Source organism: Alteromonas sp. CyTr2, from assembly GCF_947311905.1.
GTDB classification, from domain to species: Bacteria; Pseudomonadota; Gammaproteobacteria; order Enterobacterales; family Alteromonadaceae; genus Alteromonas; species Alteromonas macleodii.
The window spans coordinates 254,044-272,757 of the sequence record NZ_CAMZMZ010000002.1 but is presented as its reverse complement, the minus strand read 5'-3'; the positions used below and the strand labels follow the sequence as shown (position 1 = coordinate 272,757).

Below are 18,714 nucleotides of genomic sequence, written 5' to 3'. Positions count from 1 at the left end.
TTTACCGTGGTCAACGTGGCCGATTGTACCCACGTTTACGTGGGGTTTCGTACGTTCAAACTTTTCTTTTGCCATTTTTCTCGTTTCCTAAGTTAAAAGTCCGACCCACCAATAGACCGGACCGAACCTTCATTTAGATTAAATTCTAGATTCAATAATAGCCTGCGCCACATTGTTCGGCGCCTCAGAATAATTGAAGAACTCCATTGAGTATGAAGCACGACCTTGTGTTTGTGAACGCAAGTCAGTTGCGTAGCCAAACATTTCTGAAAGCGGCACTTTAGCACGTATTATTTTAACACCTGCGACGCCATCTTCCATACCTTCGATCATGCCGCGGCGACGATTAATGTCACCAACTACATCACCCATCCAGTCTTCTGGAGTAGTCACTTCAACTTTCATTGTGGGTTCAAGTAACACCGGATTTGCTTCTGCGGCGCCTTTTTTGAAACCCATAGAGCCGGCGATCTTAAACGCCATTTCAGAAGAGTCAACATCGTGGTATGAACCGTCAAACAACGTAACCTTTACATCAAGTACTGGATACCCTGCAAGAACACCACTTCGCATCTGCTCCTGAATTCCTTTATCGACCGCTGGAATGAACTCTTTTGGTACCACACCACCGACGATTTCGTTCACAAATTCGTAGCCTGAACCTTCTTCTTGAGGCTCAATGCGCAGCCATACATGACCAAATTGGCCGCGGCCGCCTGACTGACGAACGAACTTCCCTTCAACTTCAACAGATTTACGAAGGGTTTCACGATAAGCAACCTGAGGGTTACCTACGTTACATTCAACTTTAAATTCGCGCTTCATGCGGTCGACAATGATATCAAGGTGAAGTTCACCCATACCTGAGATAATCGTCTGGCCTGTCTCGTCGTCAGTTTTCACTTTGAATGACGGATCTTCAGCTGCAAGCTTGCTTAGGGCTATGCCCATTTTCTCTTGGTCAGCTTGCGACTTAGGCTCAACCGCAATTGAAATTACCGGCTCTGGGAACTCCATACGCTCTAGCGTAATAACATGGTTAGGGTCACAAAGCGTATCACCGGTTGTTACATCTTTAAGGCCAATGGCCGCAGCGATGTCACCTGCGCGTACTTCTTTAATTTCTTCACGGTCTTTCGCGTGCATTTGCACAATACGACCAAAGCGCTCACGCTTGCCCTTAACAGGGTTGTAAACCGTATCACCCGTGTTTACTACACCAGAGTAACAACGGAAGAAGGTTAGCGTACCCACAAATGGGTCGGTCGCTATTTTAAATGCTAGCGCTGAGAACGGCTCATCGTCGCTTGAATGACGCTCTGCTTCTGTCTCGTCTTTGTCGTCAAGTACACCAGTGATGGCCTTAACTTCTGTTGGAGACGGAAGATAATGAATAACAGAGTCTAGTACTGCCTGAACACCTTTGTTTTTGAAGGCACTGCCACAGGTGGCAAGAACAATTTCGTTGTTCAGCGTACGCTGACGAAGGCCTGAACGAATTTCTTCCTCAGAAAGCTCTTCACCTTCCAAGTATTTATTCATTAGCTCATCAGATGCTTCTGCAGCCGCTTCGATCATTTCGGTACGGTACTGCTCAGCGGTATCTAAATATTCAGCCGGAATGTCTTCATAGGTAAATGTCATACCCATGTCTTCTTCATTCCAGTTGATGGCTTTCATCTTCACAAGGTCGATGACGCCATGGAAATTCTCTTCAGCGCCCATGTTGATTTGAATCGGAACACAGTTTGCGCCTAAACGCTTGCGGATTTGACCCACAACACGTTCAAAATCAGCGCCAGCCCGGTCCATCTTATTAACGAACACAAGGCGTGGCACTTGATATTTGTCAGCCTGTCGCCAGACTGTCTCTGATTGAGGTTCTACCCCAGAAGACCCACAGAAAACAACAACTGCACCGTCTAGTACACGCAATGAACGCTCTACTTCGATAGTAAAGTCAACGTGTCCAGGGGTGTCGATGATGTTGATCCTGTGTTGATCGAACTGTTGCTCCATACCAGACCAGAAACAAGTCGTTGCAGCAGACGTGATAGTAATACCACGCTCCTGCTCTTGCTCCATCCAGTCCATGGTAGCAGCACCATCGTGCACTTCACCGATTTTGTGAGACAGTCCTGTATAAAACAGAACACGCTCTGTGGTCGTGGTTTTACCCGCGTCCACGTGAGCCACAATACCAATATTGCGATAACGCTCAATCGAGGTCTTACGAGGCATAAATCTCTCTCAGTTAAATAACGTTGATTACCAACGGTAGTGAGCAAACGCTTTGTTTGCTTCGGCCATACGGTGAACGTCTTCACGTTTCTTAACCGCTGAACCTTTATTATCTGCTGCGTCTAGCATTTCAGCCGCTAGGCGTTGTGCCATAGACTTTTCGCCACGTTTACGTGCAGCTTCAACCATCCAACGCATACCTAGCGCGTTACGACGAACTGGACGTACTTCAACTGGAACCTGATAAGTTGAACCACCAACACGACGAGACTTAACCTCTACTGTTGGGCGGATGTTATCAAGCGCTTCCTCGAAGATATCTAGGTGTGCTTTGCCGGTTTTTTCAGCAACAATATCAAGCGCACCGTAAACGATTTTTTCAGCGACTGACTTTTTGCCGTCGAGCATTACGACATTCATGAATTTCGCAAGCAGTTGTGAACCAAATTTTGGCTCTGGTAGGATTTTACGTTGACCTACGACTCTTCTTCTTGGCATTTTCTATTCTCCGTATGAATTCAGGGAAAACCCAAAACTCTTAAACTTCAGTTTGGCCTTACTAACGGAGAACCGTTATGACTTAGGCTTCTTCGCGCCGTACTTAGAACGGGCTTGTTTACGATCGTTTACACCTGCGCAGTCAAGAGTACCGCGAACTGTGTGATAACGAACACCTGGTAGATCTTTAACACGACCACCACGGATAAGTACTACACTGTGCTCTTGTAGGTTGTGACCTTCACCACCGATGTATGAAGAAACTTCAAAACCGTTAGTTAGACGTACACGACATACTTTACGTAGTGCAGAGTTTGGTTTCTTAGGCGTAGTAGTATATACACGAGTACATACACCACGTCTTTGTGGACAAGCTTGTAGAGCAGCTACGTTGCTTTTTTCAACGGGCTTTCTACGCGGCTTGCGCACTAACTGGTTAACTGTTGCCATTAACTAGCTCCTGATTAAAAACTACGAAAACCCAATCACTGTGATTGGGTCCATATTAATACGATTAATTGCTTAATCGCTCTTGTTTGTGAACATTGTGCTCGTCAACATTCACTGAGCTCTGATACAAAAAACCGCGACCGTTTATCGAGCCACTTGATGGCTATCCAAAATCGGGTCGCGGAATATTAAAGATCATCGCTCTGACTGTCAAGGTGTACAAAGGTTAAGCAGTTAATTTATCTGCAATCTGTACAACTGGACTGCCAAATTGTTAGGAGTACGTTAACGTACTCCTATGATCTTGCCTTATTCGGCAGTATCTTCGTCTGCACCAGCATTAAGCGCTTCGGTTAGTGCCTGTTCTGCTTCAGCAGCAGAAACTGACATTTCTTCGATTTGCTCTTTGCGACGTTGTGCACGGCGTTCGTGGTAAGCGAAACCTGTACCCGCTGGAATTAGTCGACCAACGATTACGTTTTCTTTCAGACCGCGTAGGTCATCTTCTTTACCTTGAACCGCAGCTTCAGTTAGAACACGTGTTGTTTCTTGGAACGATGCCGCTGAGATAAATGACTCAGTAGACAGTGACGCTTTAGTGATACCAAGCAGCTGTGTTTCGTACTGCGCTGGGATCTTGCCGTGTTTTTCAATTTCACGGTTAGCCACTTTAACGTTCGATACTTCAACCTGTTCGCCTTCAAGGAACTGCGTATCGCCTGGATTAGTGATAATGCACTTGCGTAGCATCTGACGGATAACTACTTCAATGTGCTTATCGTTAATCTTAACACCCTGTAGACGGTAAACTTCCTGAACTTCGTTCACGATGTAGTTTGCTACAGCTGAGATACCACGTAGACGTAGGATATCGTGTGGAGACTCTGGACCATCAGCGATAACTTCGCCTTTTTCCACTTTCTCACCTTCGAACACGTTAAGCTGACGCCACTTAGGAATCATCTCTTCGTACGCGTCACCCTCAGCAGGTGTAATTACAAGACGCTTCTTACCTTTGGTCTCTTTACCGAAGCCGATAGTACCTGAGATTTCTGCAAGGATAGCAGGCTCTTTAGGCTTACGTGCTTCAAATAGGTCCGCAACGCGCGGTAGACCACCCGTGATATCACGAGTCTTCGAGCTTTCCTGAGGAATACGTGCTAGCACGTCACCTTCGTTAGCTACTTTGCCTTCTTTCGCTTCGATGGTTGTGAAGCTTGGAAGACGAATTTCTTGAAGACCGAACTCGTCGCTTTCAAGAATTAGCTTAGGCTCTTTAGAGTTTACTTTCGCTAGGTCTTTAACAACGATACGGGTTAGACCAGTAAGCTCGTCTTGCTGCATTTCGGTGTTAGAGTCATCAATGTCTGCGAAGCTAATCTTAGCTGCACGTTCAGTGATGATTGGGTGACTATGCGGATCCCAGTTAGCAACAACGTCGCCAGCTGCAATAGTTGCACCGTCATCCACGCTAAGTACAGCACCGTAAGGTACTTTATAGCGCTCTTTCTCACGGCCTTGCTCGTCGATAACAGTAAGTTCTGTTGAACGAGAAACGATAACCACTTTGCCGTCAGAGTTACGTACGAATTTCGCATTGTGTAGCTTAAGGCTACCCGCCGTCTTAACTTGTACGCTGTTCTCAGCAGATGCTCTTGATGCCGCGCCACCGATGTGGAACGTACGCATGGTAAGCTGTGTACCTGGCTCACCGATTGACTGTGCTGCAATAACACCAACCGATTCACCGCTGCCCACCATGTGACCACGTGCAAGGTCACGACCGTAACACTTAGCACAAACACCGAAGTCGTTGTCACAAGTGATTACCGAGCGAACCATAATTTGGTCAACTGAGTTAGCTTCAAGCATGTCTACTAACGCTTCGTCTAGAAGAACGTTACGCTCTACTAGTACTTCGTTAGTACCTGGCTTAAGTACATCTTCTGCTACCACACGACCTAGTACACGCTCGCGTAGTGGCTCAACAACGTCACCACCTTCGATTAGTGGTGTCATTTGAACACCTTCGAATGTGCCACAGTCGTCGTTAGTGATTACCAAGTCTTGTGCAACGTCTACTAGACGACGCGTTAGGTAACCCGAGTTAGCTGTCTTAAGTGCGGTATCCGCAAGACCTTTACGAGCACCGTGAGTTGAGATGAAGTACTGTAGTACGTTCAGACCTTCACGGAAGTTCGCCGTAATTGGGGTTTCGATGATTGAGCCATCTGGCTTAGCCATCAGACCACGCATACCAGCTAGCTGACGAATCTGAGCGGCACTACCACGAGCACCCGAGTCGGCCATCATGTAAACAGAGTTAAATGATGATTGCTCTTCTTCTTCGCCATCGCGGTTAATTACGATGTCAGTCTTAAGGTTATCCATCATGGCCTTAGCAACTTTTTCGTTGGCATTTGACCAGATATCGATAACTTTGTTGTAACGCTCACCCGCGGTAACAAGACCGTTTTGGAACTGTTCCTGAATTTCGATAACTTCTGCTTCTGCTGCGTCGATGATGTCTTTCTTAGCAGCAGGGATAACCATATCGTCGATACCAACAGACGCACCCGCGATCATCGCGTAGTGGAAACCGGTATACATGATTTGGTCAGCAGCAATTACTGTATCTTTCAGACCTAGCGTACGGTAACAAGCATTCAATAGTCTTGAAATTTGCTTCTTGCCCATCGCTTGGTTGATGATTTCAAACGGCAGACCCTTTGGAAGGATCAGTGAGAAAATCGCACGACCAACAGTCGTGTCAGTTAGCGTTACTTTCTCAGTTTTGTTGCCATCTTCATCGATGTCATATTCAGTAATACGTACTTTAACGCGAGAGTGAAGCTCAGCATTACCTGTACGGTATGCTTTTTCTGCTTCATTCGGGCTGGTGAATACCATGCCTTCGCCTAAGCCGTTTACTTTGTCACGCGTTAGGTAATAAAGACCCAATACAACGTCCTGTGAAGGTACGATGATTGGCTCACCATTCGCAGGTGACAGAATGTTGTTCGTTGACATCATAAGTGCACGTGCTTCTAGCTGTGCTTCGATTGTCAACGGAACGTGTACCGCCATTTGGTCACCATCGAAGTCGGCGTTGTACGCCGCACACACTAGCGGGTGAAGCTGAATCGCTTTACCTTCGATTAGTGTTGGTTCGAATGCTTGGATACCCAAACGGTGAAGTGTAGGTGCACGGTTAAGTAGTACTGGGTGTTCGCGGATAACGTCGTCTAGTACGTCCCAAACCTCTGGTGCTTCGCGCTCTACAAGCTTCTTAGCTGCTTTAATTGTTGTCGCAAGACCACGACCTTCAAGCTTACCGTAGATAAACGGCTTAAATAGCTCAAGTGCCATCTTCTTAGGAAGACCACACTGGTGAAGACGTAGCGTAGGACCAACGGTAATTACAGAACGGCCTGAGTAGTCAACACGCTTACCAAGAAGGTTTTGACGGAAACGACCTTGCTTACCTTTGATCATGTCTGCAAGCGACTTAAGTGGACGCTTGTTAGAACCGGTAATCGCACGACCACGACGTCCGTTATCTAGAAGCGCATCTACAGACTCTTGAAGCATACGCTTTTCGTTGCGTACGATGATGTCTGGAGCAGCTAGGTCTAGAAGACGCTTAAGACGGTTGTTACGGTTAATAACACGACGGTATAGGTCGTTAAGGTCAGACGTTGCAAAACGGCCGCCATCTAGTGGTACTAGAGGACGTAAATCTGGTGGAAGTACCGGAAGAACCGTCATGATCATCCACTCTGGCTTGTTACCAGACTGTTGGAATGACTCAAGCAACTTAAGACGCTTAGTAATTTTCTTACGCTTAGTTTCAGAGTTGATTGAAGGCAGCTCTTCACGCATAGCCGCAACGTCTGCGTCTACGTCTAGTGCTGTAAGAAGATCGAATACTGCTTCAGCACCCATCTTCGCTTCAAACTCATCACCGTGCTCTTCAAGTGCATCCAAGTATTCTTCTTCGTTAAGAAGTTGGCTGCGCTCAAGCGTAGTCATACCTGGCTCTGTAACCACGTATGATTCAAAGTAAAGTACACGTTCAATATCACGAAGTGTCATATCTAGCATTAGGCCGATACGAGACGGAAGTGATTTCAGGAACCAGATGTGTGCTACCGGGCTAGCTAGCTCGATGTGACCCATACGCTCACGACGTACTTTAGTCAGTGTAACTTCAACGCCACACTTCTCACAGATAACACCACGGTGCTTAAGGCGCTTGTACTTACCGCAAAGACACTCGTAGTCTTTAACCGGACCAAAGATACGCGCACAGAACAGACCGTCACGCTCAGGCTTGAACGTACGGTAGTTAATTGTTTCAGGCTTTTTAACTTCACCGAATGACCATGAACGGATCATGTCAGGTGAAGACAGACCGATTCGAATATTATCGAATTCTTCAGTCTTGTTTTGTTGCTTTAGAAACTTTAATAAGTCTTTCACATTACTCTCCCAGCGGAGTCAGTCTCTAGAGCCCGGCGCAAGCGCCGGGCCATCTCATAACATTACGTGGCTAACGCCGTATTACTTTTCTTCAAGCTCGATGTTGATACCCAACGAGCGAATTTCTTTAAGTAGTACGTTGAATGACTCTGGCATGCCAGGTTCCATTCTGTGGTCGCCATCGACGATGTTCTTGTACATCTTGGTACGGCCGTTAACGTCATCCGACTTAACGGTAAGCATTTCTTGAAGGGTATATGCTGCACCGTATGCTTCAAGTGCCCACACTTCCATCTCACCGAAGCGCTGACCACCGAACTGTGCTTTACCACCAAGAGGCTGCTGTGTAACAAGGCTGTAAGAACCAGTAGAACGCGCGTGCATTTTGTCGTCTACTAAGTGGTTCAGTTTCAGCATGTACATGTAACCAACCGTAACTGGACGCTCAAATTCGCGACCGGTACGACCGTCAAACAAAGCAATCTGACCGCTTTCTGGAATGTCAGCAAGCTTCAGCATTTCTTTGATTTCAGATTCACGAGCACCGTCGAATACAGGTGTTGCTACTGGAACACCCTTACGAAGGTTTTCCGCTAGACGACGAACTTCGTGGTCTGTGAAGCTATCGATGTCTACTTCTTGGTGATTCTCACCAAGCTCGTACACCTTCTTCAAGAAGTCACGTAGTTCAGCCAGCTCGCGCTGCTCTTTAATCATACGATCAATCTTCACACCAAGACCGTGTGCAGCCATACCCAAATGCGTTTCTAGGATCTGACCGATGTTCATACGAGACGGTACACCTAGTGGGTTAAGAACGATATCTACCGGCGTACCGTTAGCATCGTATGGCATGTCTTCTACAGGCTGGATAGTCGAGATAACACCTTTGTTACCGTGACGACCGGCCATTTTATCACCCGGTTGGATGTGACGTTTAACCGCAAGGTAAACCTTAACGATCTTAAGCACGCCAGGTGCTAGGTCATCGCCTTGAGTAATCTTGCGACGCTTACCTTCAAACTTCTTATCGAAATCAAGTTTGATTTCAGCATGCTGATCAGCGATTTGGTCTAGCTCTAGCTGTGCATCTTCACTGTTAAGTGCGATTTCAAACCACTTTTCACGCGGCAGGCTGTCAAGCTTAGCTTGGTCAACACCAGCACGTAGAAGTGCAGTTTGTGCACGTGCAAAGATACCGTCTGCAAGAATTTCGAACTCGTCAGTAAGGTCTTTCTTAACCTGACGTAGCTGCATATCTTCAATTTCTAGCGCACGCTTGTCTTTCTCTACACCGTCACGGGTAAATACTTGAACGTCGATTACCGTACCGTGAACAGAGTTAGGTACACGTAGAGACGTATCTTTAACGTCAGACGCTTTCTCACCGAAGATTGCACGTAGTAGTTTTTCTTCTGGCGTAAGCTGCGTTTCACCTTTAGGCGTTACTTTACCTACAAGGATGTCACCGCCTTTCACTTCCGCACCAATGTAAACAACACCTGACTCATCAAGCTTGCTTAGTGCAGATTCACCCACGTTCGGGATATCAGAAGAAATTTCTTCTGGCCCAAGCTTAGTATCACGAGCGATACAGCTAAGCTCTTGAATGTGGATAGTAGTAAAACGGTCTTCCTGCGCTACACGCTCAGAAATAAGGATTGAATCCTCAAAGTTGTAACCATTCCACGGCATGAACGCAATACGCATGTTCTGACCAAGTGCAAGGTCACCTAGGTCTGTTGAAGGACCATCAGCTAGCACGTCGCCTGCAACAATCGGGTCGCCAACACTACAAGTAGGCTTCTGATTGATACACGTGTTTTGGTTAGAACGAGTGTACTTAGTCAGGTTGTAGATATCGATACCTGCTTCACCTGGAAGCATTTCATCTTCGTCTACTTTAATAACGATACGGCTGGCATCTACGTAATCAACCACACCACCGCGCTTAGCAACTACAGTAACACCTGAGTCAACCGCGATAGTTCTTTCCATACCGGTACCAACTAGCGGCTTATCAGCGCGTAGTGTAGGTACTGCCTGACGTTGCATGTTCGCACCCATAAGTGCACGGTTCGCATCATCGTGCTCTAGGAATGGGATAATGCTTGCAGCAATTGAAACGATTTGCTGAGGTGAAACGTCCATGTACTTGATGTCTTCTTTCGGCATCAAGGTAGTTTCACCGCGGTGACGACATGGAATTAGGTCGTCAACCAACTCGCCAGCTTCAGTCAACGCGATGTTTGCCTGAGCGATTGCGAATTGACCTTCTTCAATTGCAGATAAGTAATCGATTTCGTCTGTTACGACACCGTCTACAATGCGACGGAACGGCGTTTCTAGGAAACCGAAGTCATTGGTACGCGCGAAGCTTGCCAATGAGTTAATTAGACCGATGTTCGGGCCTTCCGGCGTTTCGATTGGACATAGACGACCGTAGTGAGTCGGGTGTACGTCTCGAACTTCGAAGCCTGCACGTTCACGTGTAAGACCACCCGGGCCTAATGCAGAAATACGACGCTTATGCGTTACTTCTGATAGCGGGTTGTTTTGGTCCATGAACTGAGAAAGCTGAGATGAACCGAAGAACTCTTTAACCGCAGCCGAGATAGGCTTAGCGTTAATAAGATCTTGTGGCATCACGTTGTCTAGGTCGCCTAAGCTTAGACGCTCTTTAACTGCACGCTCAACACGTACAAGACCAACGCGGAATTGGTTTTCTGCCATTTCACCTACAGAACGGATACGACGGTTACCTAGGTGATCGATGTCATCTACTTCGTCTTTACCGTCACGAATCATTATTAGCTGCTTCATTACAGAAATAATGTCTTCTTTATCTAGTGTACCAGCACCAATAAGTTCTTCACGGCCAAGACGGCGGTTGAACTTCATGCGGCCAACAGAAGATAGGTCGTAACGTTCATCAGAGAAGAACAAGTTATCGAACAAGGTTTCAGCTGCATCTTTCGTTGGTGGCTCACCAGGACGCATCATACGGTAGATTTCAACTAGTGCTTCAAGGCGGTTAGTTGAAGAATCGATACGTAGCGTATCTGAAATGTATGAACCGTGATCTAGCTCGTTGATGTAAAGCGTTTCGAACTCTTTGATGCCCGCTTGGCTAAGTGCCGCTAGGTTTTCAAGGGTTAGTTCGTCGTTCGCGCTTACAATCACTTCGCCTGTGTCTTCGTTTACATAAGTAGCTGCGTAAACACGGCCAATTAGGTAATCGGCTGGAACTTCAAGTTCTGTAAGACCGGCTTTTTCTAGTGCACGCGTGTGGCGCGCAGAAATACGACGACCCGTTTCAACAACAACGTTGCCTTCACCGTCAATGATGTCAAAAGCAGCCGTCTCACCACGTAGGCGATCTGGAACCACTTCCATCATTAGTTTGTCTTTGTCGATACGTACGCTTACTTTGTCGAAGAAAGTATCTAGGATTTCTTCAGACGTCATTTCAAGTGCGCGTAAGATAATCGTTGCAGGCAACTTACGACGACGGTCGATACGTACGAATAGGTTATCTTTCGGGTCAAACTCGAAGTCTAACCACGAACCACGGTAAGGAATTACACGTGCGTTATAAAGCACTTTACCTGACGAGTGGGTTTTACCTTTGTCGTGATCAAAGAATACACCAGGTGAACGGTGTAGCTGTGACACGATAACACGCTCTGTACCATTGATAACGAACGTACCGTTCTCAGTCATCAATGGGATCTCGCCCATGTACACTTCTTGTTCTTTAATATCTTTTACGGTACCTGGCGCAGCGTCTTTATCGAACAACACTAACCGTAGTTTTACTCTTAACGGAGCAGAGAAAGTTACGCCGCGAATTTGACATTCTTTAACGTCGAAAACGGGCTCTCCCAGGCGGTAGCTTACATACTGAAGCTCTGAACTACCTGAGTAGCTTTTAATTGGAAAAACGGAACGAAATGCTGCTTCCAAACCGTATTGAGCATCTGCATCGATCTCAATAAACTTTTTGAAAGAATCAAGCTGAATTGAAAGAAGGTATGGAATTTCCAATACCTGTGGGCGTTTGCCAAAATCCTTACGGATACGTTTCTTTTCGCTATAAGAGTAAACCATGGGTTCCTCAGCCTGCTGATTTATGACCCAACCTGCTGCAAAATGCTTTAAAACGCGTGCTATGGGCTAAAAGCTACGTTTCAAATGGCGCACTAAGCAACAAACTTCCACAACCCTTTTTCGGGCAGATACACCAGCATACAACAAAATTTAACCAATTATTAGTTAACTTGTTGGATTTTTATGCTTTTTATGGGTATTTCCGAATGGCGCTTTAAGTAGTGTAACCAAGGGTTAGATTCTACACACTATACAGCGCAAAAAGGCTGGTGGTTTAAAAAACCACCAGCCTTGCCGTCTCAGGCAATAATCTGACTATGTCAGATTACTTGATTTCTACTTCTGCACCAGCTTCTTCAAGCTCTTTCTTAAGTGCTTCAGCTTCATCTTTGCTTACGCCTTCTTTGATAGCTTTAGGAGCAGACTCAACTACTTCTTTAGCTTCTTTAAGACCTAGGCCAGTCGCGCCGCGAACTGCTTTGATAACTGCAACTTTGTTGCCACCGAATGAAGTCATTACAACGTCGAATTCAGTCTTTTCTTCTGCAGCAGCAGCGTCACCGCCAGCAGCTGGACCAGCAACAGCAACAGCAGCTGCAGCAGATACGTTGAATTTTTCTTCAGCCGCTTCGATTAGTTCAACCAGTTCCATTACTGGCATTTCAGCGATTGCGTTTAAGATATCTTCTTTAGTTAGAGCCATGTTCTCTAAACTCCTGGGTATAAAATGTTAAAAAAATCAATATGCCAAAAACGCCAATTACTTGGTGTCTTTGACCGCCGCCAATACGCGCACAAACTTGCCAGGAACTTCGTTGATTGTTTGAACGAATTTCCCAACTGGTGCTTTGAAGGTTGCAAGTAGTTTCGCAAGCGCTTCGTCGCGGGTAGGTAGAGCTGCAACTGCGTCCAATTTCTCTGGACCAAGAAGACCACTACCAATAGAAAGTGCTGTAACTTTTAGCTTATCGTTAGTCTTACCGAAGTCTTTGAAAAGACGTGCCGCACCGCCTGGTGCGTCGATAGAGAAACCATAGATAAGCGGACCAGTTAAGGCGCTGTCTAAGTCTGCAAATTGACTGTCTGCTAAAGCACGCTTTGCAAGAGTGTTACGTACAACCTTTAGGTATACGCCTTGCTCACGAGCTTTAACACGTAGGTCAGTCAGTTCTGCAACTTCCATCCCACGGTATTCAGCAACGGCTACGGATAGAGCGCGAGACGCAACTTCAGAAACTTCTGCTACGATCTCTTTTTTTGCTGCTAAACCTAGTGCCACTGAGTTCACCTCTTTGTATCTGACTTTGTTTGCGGTTACCCGCTTACGCCGTCAGGGTTCACAGATTGATACCAACCCTCATGGTTGATACCGCTCTACGGTGTTTGTTACCCCAGAGAGTCTGAGTCAAACCACCGTCTGCGCAGGTTGTTGTATTAAGCAGTGTGTTGACTGTGAAAGTTCTCTTACCTCTTTCACCACACCGCACCTGCGGTCTAGGACGGGAGCTGCTTATTAGCACTGCTAATTGTCACAGCTCCAACCCATAACCTTTAAGAGATTTCGATAAGCCTAAGCTCAGCGAAATTAAAGACCTACAGAAGCCTTATCAAGAGCAACACCAGCACCCATTGTAGTGCTTAGGCTGATCTTCTTGATGTATGTGCCTTTCGCAGAAGAAGGCTTAGCTTTCTTCAATGCTTCAAGTAGCGCTTCAAGGTTTTCTTGAATTTGGTTCGCTTCGAACGCAATCTTACCGATGCTAGCGTGGATGATACCGTTCTTATCGTTACGGTAGCGTACCTGACCAGCTTTAGCGTTCTTAACTGCCGTTGCAACGTCAGGCGTTACAGTGCCAGTTTTTGGGTTAGGCATAAGGCCACGTGGACCTAAGATTTGACCTAGTTGACCAACAACACGCATCGCGTCTGGGCTAGCAACTACTACGTCAAAGTTCATTTCGCCTTTCTTAACTTGCTCAGCTAAGTCGTCCATACCAACGATGTCTGCACCAGCTTCTTTAGCTGCTTCAGCATTTGCACCTTGAGTGAATACTGCAACGCGAACGTCTTTACCAGTACCGTTAGGTAGTACAGTTGCACCACGAACGTTTTGGTCAGATTTCTTCGCATCGATACCAAGGTTAACAGATACGTCTACGCTTTCTGCGAACTTAGCTGTTGCTAGTTCTTTAAGAAGCGCTACTGCTTCGTTGATTTCGTACTCTTTAGTAGAGTCAACTTTGTCGCGGATTACGCGAGCGCGTTTAGTTAATTTAGCCATTCGATTAGTCCTCTACGTTCAAGCCCATTGAGCGAGCAGAACCCGCGATAGTGCGTACCGCTGCATCTAGATCAGCTGCAGTAAGGTCTGGCTCTTTAGTTTTAGCAATCTCTTCCAACTGAGCGCGAGTAACTTTACCCACTTTTTCAGTGTTAGGACGGCCAGAACCACTCTTGATGCCCGCTGCTTTCTTAAGCAGGTAAGACGCAGGAGGAGTCTTAGTTTCGAATGTGAAAGAGCGATCTTCGTATACAGTAATTTCTACTGGTACTGGAGCGCCTTTCTCAAGGCTTTCTGTTTTCGCGTTGAAAGCCTTACAGAATTCCATGATGTTTACACCGTGTTGACCTAGTGCAGGACCAACTGGTGGACTTGGGTTAGCAGCACCTGCTGCAACCTGAAGCTTGATAATACCGCTTACTTTTTTAGCCATTTTACATGCTCTCTTGTTTGGGTCTAACGCCTCGCAAATACAGAGATTATTTGCTCAATCGGCTTCCCGTTTCCGTTTAAAAGGGCGCGCATTATATAAGGTGATTAATTACTATGCAAGGGCTATTTAGAATAAAAAACCATCGAAAGGTCAGTATTTTTACGCTCTCGCTGTTGAACCGGAGACCTTATACAAAAAAAGCCCCGTCAAACGGGGCTTTTTAAAAATACTATACGGTAGCTTGAATAGGCTTAGCCTTTTTCTACCTGACCAAATTCTAGGTCTACTGGAGTAGAACGACCGAAGATAAGCACCGATACTTTTACGCGGCTTTTTTCGTAGTCTACTTCTTCTACAACACCGTTGAAGTCTGCAAATGGGCCATCGATAACGCGAATAACTTCGCCTGGCTCGAACAGCGTCTTTGGTCTTGGCTTATCAACGTTTTCTTCAAGACGATTTAAGATAGCGTCAGCTTCTTTCTGCGTGATTGGCATAGGGCGATCAGATGTGCCGCCGATGAAACCAAGTACGCGAGGTACGCTTTTCACTAAGTGCCATGACTCTTCCGTCATCGCCATTTCTACCAATACATAACCTGGGTAGAACTTACGCTCAGACTTACGCTTTTGACCAGCACGCATTTCTACTACTTCTTCTGTTGGTACTAGTACCTGACCGAAGTAGTCTTCCATGTTGTGCATCTTGATGTATTCAAGCAGGGTCTTCTTAACGCGAGACTCATATTGTGAATAGGCTTGAACTACGTACCATCTTTTCTTTACTGCTTCTTCTTCAGACATACGGTTATGCTCCTATTCCTGTAATAAAGCCAACTACACGAACGATGATGCCGTCTAGTCCCCATAAAATTAGTGCCATAATTAACGTCGCTGCAAGCACGATAAGTGTAGTTTGGTTCGCCTCTTGGCGAGTTGGCCACACAACCTTGCGAACTTCTGTGCGAGACTCTTTAGCAAAGCTCAAGAAGGTGCTACCTTTTTCGGTAGTTGCCGCGATGAAACCAGCTATACCAACAACTACAACAATTGCGATGGCACGGTATAGTACCGAGATCTCACCGTACATTGTATTAGCGGTTACTAAACCGGCAAGTAGTGCAAAAACCACTACCCATTTAAACATGTCCAATGCATTGGACTGATTTTCCGTCTTTTCGCTCATGTTACGATCCTAGCACTACAGCGTCGTTGTTTTACGCATCTAAAAATGCGCAACTTAAAAATTCTTAGTTTAAGTAAATTTGGCAGGGGTGGAGGGACTCGAACCCCCAACCATCGGTTTTGGAGACCGCTGTTCTACCAATTCGAACTACACCCCTGTGGTGTCGATAAGACAAAATTTACTTACACTGCCCTTGTGAGTTGTGCGTCTTTTCTAAGGAAAGTGCGGTATCGCAAGGGAGGGACGCGTATTATACTTAACCACTTTCAAGATACAAGCGGTTTATCCATCCCATCTGCGATTGAACGCTAATTCGCTCCTTGCCTATTCAACGCCTATAAATCCGCCCGTTTGGTGCGCCCAAAGCTTGGCATATATGCCATTGTGCGCAATAAGCTCGGTATGGGTTCCCTGCTCTACAATGTTGCCCTTATCCAGAACAAGTAACCTGTCCATTTGCGCAATGGTCGACAGTCGATGCGCAATAGCCAGCACGGTTTTGCCTTCCATCACTTTATCCAGACAGGCTTGAATGGCTGCTTCAACTTCTGAATCTAGTGCTGATGTGGCTTCGTCCAGCACTAATACAGGCGCGTCTTTTAACAATACGCGAGCTATGGCAATGCGCTGGCGCTGACCGCCTGAAAGCTTAACGCCTCGCTCTCCTACATGCGCGTCGTACCCTGTTCTACCGTGACTATCGGTAAGCGTAAGAATAAAGTCGTGCGCTTCGGCCTGCTTGGCTGCACGGATCATATCTTCTTCTGTCGCATCGGTTCGACCGTAAAGGATATTGTCGCGTACCGAGCGGTGCATCAGTGAAGTATCTTGTGTCACCATGCTGATTTTGGCGCGAAGGGTTTCTTGGCCTACTTCAGTGATATCTTGACCATCAATGACAATGCGACCACTCTGGGTGTCGTAAAAACGCATGAGCAAATTAACCAGCGTCGATTTACCCGCCCCAGAACGCCCCACTAAGCCCACTTTTTCTCCGGGCTTAATGGCTAAATCCAAGTTAGTGAACACATCAATGGGTTTGTTGTCTGCACCTGAATAAGAAAAATGCACATTATCGAAATTAATCCCGCCGCCATTAACCTTTAACGCATCGGCTTTTGGCTTGTCTTTTACTGCAATAGGCTGCGCTAGTGTATTCATGCCGTCCTGCACCGTGCCTAAGTTTTCGAACAAACCTGATACTTCCCACATAACCCAGTGCGACATACCGTTTAGTCGCAAACACAGACTAATAGCGATGGCGATATCGCCGGGACTCGCAATGTTTTCCATCCATAAATACACAGATAGCGCACCAATGGTAAAAATAAGAATGGCGTTAGCCATTTCCACGCAGAATTCCAATACGGTGACCAAACGCATTTGCGGGTAAACCGTTTTAAGAAAACCATCCATGCTTTCTTTAGCGTAATCCGCTTCGCGGCGACTGTGTGAAAACAGCTTCACCGTTGTGATATTGGTATAGCTATCAACAATACGTCCGGTCATTAATGAGCGCGCGTCGGCTTGCTTTTGCGAGACTTCTTTTAGTTTAGGCACCAGCACTTTTAAAATGCCAATGTACACAAAGAACCACACGATAAGCGGCATGGCTAAGCGCCAGTCTGTGCTGAAAATAAGCACAACCATAGAGATAAAATAAACGCTGATGTATACCAGCAAATCGAGAACCTTGGTTACGGTCTCTCTTACCGATAGTGCAGTCTGCATCACCTTGGTGGCCACACGGCCGGCAAACTCATCGTGAAAGAAGGTTAAACTTTGTCCAAGCAAATAACGGTGCGCCTGCCATCTAATGCGCATGGGGTAGTTCCCCATCAAGGACTGACGAGAAAATAGCGAGCGCAACAAGATAAACAATGGAATAAAAACGAGAACGGTTAAACCCATGCCAATGAGGGTAAATTTTTGGTCCGCTAAAAACGTGGCTCGGTTTTGATCAGAGAACCAGTCAACTAACTGCCCTAAAAAGCCAAACAACGCCACTTCTAACATGGCAACAATGGCACTTAGCACGGAAACAGTAAGGATTACGCCCCACATGCCTTTTGTGTAGTATTTACAAAATGCAACGATACCTGTTGGCGGTTGGGTAGGCGGCGTGTCAGGGAAAGGCTGGGTCAGCTTTTCAAAAAATGAAAACATGTAGAACTCGTTAGTTATTCAGTGACAGAGCACGTTTACGTATGCCCCAAAATGCTTAGGTCACAATTCTACACGATAACTGAAAGTGTGTTGAACTTTGCGGCGCCTTTTTACCGCAAAGCTCATTTAACATTGGTTAATATTTGGCAAAGCTTATTGCCTAATGAAAAGCTTAGTGAAGGGTTTAGTAAAGCGCTTATCAAAAACCAGTCGAAGCATGGCGAGTTATCTGCAAACCTTCACTCTGCAAAGCCCAATTTAGCCAGTATGCTTTCCACTTTTTCAGCGTGCTCAGCCTGCCACTGTTCAAGTGACATGGAGCCATCTTTCTGGGCTCGCTTTTGGGCAATGTCATAGGCTGCTAGCGCCTCATCTCTTGGAATTGCTGCAATGCCCTCTTCGTCTGCAACAATGATATCTCCGGCGTGAACCGTTACACCAGCACAGGTAATCGGCTCATTTAACGGGGCTATACACTTTTTGGCTCCTGGCTTGGGTATAACGCCCCTGGCAAATACCGGGAATTTGTTGTCACGGGTTTCTGCAAGGTCTCGTATAACACCATCAATCACGAAGCCTTTAATGCCGCGAGACTGGGCTATCGCGCAGACGTTACCGCCCGCAACAGCGAATTCATCATCGGCTTCCACAACAATAATGTCACCGGGGCTTGCGCGATATATCGCCGCATGCAGCATAAGATGGTCTCCCGGCTCACACTTAACGGTAAATGCTGGACCCGCAATGCGTGGCATGCCTTCCCACAATGGTTTTATCGCATAGTGCATGAACTGCTCTCTTGGCAGCGCATCGGCGTACTCACAGGGTGATACGCTATCGAAAGGGGTATTGTGTAAGTCCATCGCCG

The 18,714-nt window shown here is 46.4% G+C and carries 13 protein-coding genes, 1 tRNA gene and 1 pseudogene; all 15 read right to left on the bottom strand.

The window, feature by feature from the left end:
• Positions 1–75, bottom strand: a pseudogene (locus tag QME20_RS02600) (elongation factor Tu); the annotation flags it as partial.
• Between the two features lie 63 nt (positions 76–138).
• Positions 139–2,241, bottom strand: coding sequence for an elongation factor G (fusA, locus tag QME20_RS02595; protein WP_014951035.1), 2,103 nt, complete (start codon positions 2,239–2,241; stop codon positions 139–141).
• 27 nt (positions 2,242–2,268) lie between these two features.
• Positions 2,269–2,739 carry a 30S ribosomal protein S7 gene (gene rpsG, locus QME20_RS02590; protein ID WP_014951036.1) on the bottom strand — a complete coding sequence of 157 codons (471 nt, stop codon included), beginning with the start codon at positions 2,737–2,739 and terminating at the stop codon, positions 2,269–2,271.
• 75 nt (positions 2,740–2,814) lie between these two features.
• Positions 2,815–3,189: a 30S ribosomal protein S12 gene (gene rpsL, locus QME20_RS02585; protein WP_014951037.1), complete on the bottom strand. Its 375-nt coding sequence runs from the start codon at positions 3,187–3,189 to the stop codon at positions 2,815–2,817.
• A gap of 309 nt (positions 3,190–3,498) precedes the next feature.
• Positions 3,499–7,671: a DNA-directed RNA polymerase subunit beta' gene (rpoC, locus tag QME20_RS02580; RefSeq protein WP_039229319.1), complete on the bottom strand. Its 4,173-nt coding sequence runs from the start codon at positions 7,669–7,671 to the stop codon at positions 3,499–3,501.
• 81 nt (positions 7,672–7,752) lie between these two features.
• Entirely contained in the window at positions 7,753–11,781 is a 4,029-nt protein-coding gene (gene rpoB / locus QME20_RS02575; protein ID WP_014977618.1) for a DNA-directed RNA polymerase subunit beta, read from the bottom strand.
• Between the two features lie 325 nt (positions 11,782–12,106).
• A complete protein-coding gene (rplL, locus tag QME20_RS02570) occupies positions 12,107–12,484 on the bottom strand; it encodes a 50S ribosomal protein L7/L12 (RefSeq protein WP_015068303.1) in 378 nt (125 codons plus the stop codon).
• Positions 12,485–12,541: 57 nt separating this feature from the next.
• Positions 12,542–13,060 carry a 50S ribosomal protein L10 gene (rplJ, locus tag QME20_RS02565; RefSeq protein ID WP_014951041.1) on the bottom strand — a complete coding sequence of 173 codons (519 nt, stop codon included), beginning with the start codon at positions 13,058–13,060 and terminating at the stop codon, positions 12,542–12,544.
• Between the two features lie 306 nt (positions 13,061–13,366).
• Positions 13,367–14,062, bottom strand: a complete 696-nt coding sequence (rplA, locus tag QME20_RS02560; RefSeq protein WP_014980521.1) for a 50S ribosomal protein L1 — start codon at positions 14,060–14,062, stop codon at positions 13,367–13,369.
• A 4-nt stretch (positions 14,063–14,066) separates the two neighbouring features.
• Complete coding sequence (gene rplK, locus QME20_RS02555; RefSeq protein ID WP_014951043.1) at positions 14,067–14,495, bottom strand: 50S ribosomal protein L11; 429 nt, start codon at positions 14,493–14,495, stop codon at positions 14,067–14,069.
• Between the two features lie 251 nt (positions 14,496–14,746).
• Positions 14,747–15,298 (bottom strand): transcription termination/antitermination protein NusG, encoded by a 552-nt coding sequence (gene nusG, locus QME20_RS02550; RefSeq protein WP_014951044.1) that lies wholly within the window; start codon positions 15,296–15,298, stop codon positions 14,747–14,749.
• 4 nt (positions 15,299–15,302) lie between these two features.
• Positions 15,303–15,680 carry a preprotein translocase subunit SecE gene (gene secE, locus QME20_RS02545; protein WP_014951045.1) on the bottom strand — a complete coding sequence of 126 codons (378 nt, stop codon included), beginning with the start codon at positions 15,678–15,680 and terminating at the stop codon, positions 15,303–15,305.
• Positions 15,681–15,760: 80 nt separating this feature from the next.
• Positions 15,761–15,837 (bottom strand) — tRNA-Trp (locus QME20_RS02540).
• A gap of 167 nt (positions 15,838–16,004) precedes the next feature.
• On the bottom strand, positions 16,005–17,846 hold the full coding sequence (locus tag QME20_RS02535) for an ABC transporter ATP-binding protein (protein ID WP_014980522.1): 1,842 nt from the start codon (positions 17,844–17,846) through the stop codon (positions 16,005–16,007).
• A 239-nt stretch (positions 17,847–18,085) separates the two neighbouring features.
• Positions 18,086–18,709, bottom strand: a complete 624-nt coding sequence (locus QME20_RS02530) for an RraA family protein (protein WP_187446906.1) — start codon at positions 18,707–18,709, stop codon at positions 18,086–18,088.
• Positions 18,710–18,714: the final 5 nt, after the last annotated feature.

Bases quoted from the DNA above. Each gene is read 5' to 3' on its own strand.
- rplL (WP_015068303.1), bottom strand. From the start codon at position 12,484: ATGGCTCTAACTAAAGAAGATATCTTAAACGCAATCGCTGAAATGCCA.
- rpsL (WP_014951037.1), bottom strand. From the start codon at position 3,189: ATGGCAACAGTTAACCAGTTAGTGCGCAAGCCGCGTAGAAAGCCCGTT.
- rplA (WP_014980521.1), bottom strand. From the start codon at position 14,062: ATGGCTAAATTAACTAAACGCGCTCGCGTAATCCGCGACAAAGTTGAC.
- rpsG (WP_014951036.1), bottom strand. From the start codon at position 2,739: ATGCCAAGAAGAAGAGTCGTAGGTCAACGTAAAATCCTACCAGAGCCA.
- fusA (WP_014951035.1), bottom strand. From the start codon at position 2,241: ATGCCTCGTAAGACCTCGATTGAGCGTTATCGCAATATTGGTATTGTG.
- secE (WP_014951045.1), bottom strand. From the start codon at position 15,680: ATGAGCGAAAAGACGGAAAATCAGTCCAATGCATTGGACATGTTTAAA.
- QME20_RS02535 (WP_014980522.1), bottom strand. From the start codon at position 17,846: ATGTTTTCATTTTTTGAAAAGCTGACCCAGCCTTTCCCTGACACGCCG.
- QME20_RS02530 (WP_187446906.1), bottom strand. From the start codon at position 18,709: ATGGACTTACACAATACCCCTTTCGATAGCGTATCACCCTGTGAGTAC.
- nusG (WP_014951044.1), bottom strand. From the start codon at position 15,298: ATGTCTGAAGAAGAAGCAGTAAAGAAAAGATGGTACGTAGTTCAAGCC.
- rpoB (WP_014977618.1), bottom strand. From the start codon at position 11,781: ATGGTTTACTCTTATAGCGAAAAGAAACGTATCCGTAAGGATTTTGGC.
- rplK (WP_014951043.1), bottom strand. From the start codon at position 14,495: ATGGCTAAAAAAGTAAGCGGTATTATCAAGCTTCAGGTTGCAGCAGGT.